The organism is Vibrio sp. Y176, assembly GCF_033438945.1.
In genome coordinates this window covers 1-908 of sequence record NZ_JAWOQS010000206.1, presented here as the reverse complement: position 1 = coordinate 908, position 908 = coordinate 1, and the positions used below count along the sequence as shown (strand labels likewise).

Annotated in this window: 1 protein-coding gene and 1 pseudogene; one reads left to right on the top strand and one right to left on the bottom strand. The window is 46.5% G+C overall.

Translation table 11 applies throughout. The features are described from left to right. The coding region (locus tag R7O13_RS25115) for an endonuclease/exonuclease/phosphatase family protein (protein ID WP_412125726.1) at positions 1-468 on the top strand (468 nt) is incomplete at its 5' end. A gap of 88 nt (positions 469-556) precedes the next feature. Here the strand turns inward: R7O13_RS25115 and R7O13_RS25110 are convergent. Continuing rightward, a pseudogene (locus tag R7O13_RS25110) lies at positions 557-908 on the bottom strand (efflux RND transporter periplasmic adaptor subunit); the annotation flags it as partial.

Here is a 908-nt window from a genome sequence, read left to right as displayed (position 1 = left end):
TACATCGTCGTTAACCCAAGCCAAAAGGACGAGCTTCACCTGCTCTCTGTGCATCTAAAAGCAGGATGCAGCGGAGCGTATAAAAATAGTCGTGATTGCCAGACACTGAGTCAACAAGGAGAAGCACTTGCGAAATGGATGAGCGAGAGAGAAAAGAAAAAAGAGCAGTATGCCGTAATGGGCGATTTCAATCACAACTTGTCGTATCAACGTGATTGGTTGTGGGCGATCATGACGCTCGGTAACGATGCACAATTGGTAACGCGAGATACTCAAGCCGATTGCAAGGTTCGCTCAAATAAAAACCCAAGCAAAACACACCAATTCCGCTCTTTGATTGATCACATTATTGTTAGCCCGCAAATAAAAGCGAAAAACGCGCATCAAACGCTGTTTAGCTCACAAGATGTTTTAGATTACAAACTGAGTGACCATTGCCCTGTAAACGCAACGGTAACGCTTAACTGAACGAACAAAATAGCCCAGCATGATGCTGGGCTATTTTATGTTGTTTGCTAGATAGACGTTTAACTAGTTAACAAGAGAAACCGTTCTATCAAAGCGCTCTTGGATTCAGCAGCACTACGTCACCTTGCTTCAACCCCGTTCGCACTCTCCCCAACTCTCCAAGCTGAATAAGCCGAGTTTCTACCTCACCGCTGTCTTGCACCACTTTTACGTAGTCCAATTGGCCAACTTGGTAAACCGCCTCTTTTGGCACGCGAAGTACAACATCGTCGGTCAAGGTCAACGCGACTTTGGCGTATGTACCTGGATAGATAGCCGTTGGCGGCTCAAATTGAAGCTTTACGGTATAACTGCGCGAGTTGGCATCTGCCGACGGCGTCACTTCTTTTACAGCCGCTTGCGCGTTGAGGTTGTAAGACGGAAAAACAACGTCCACTTCT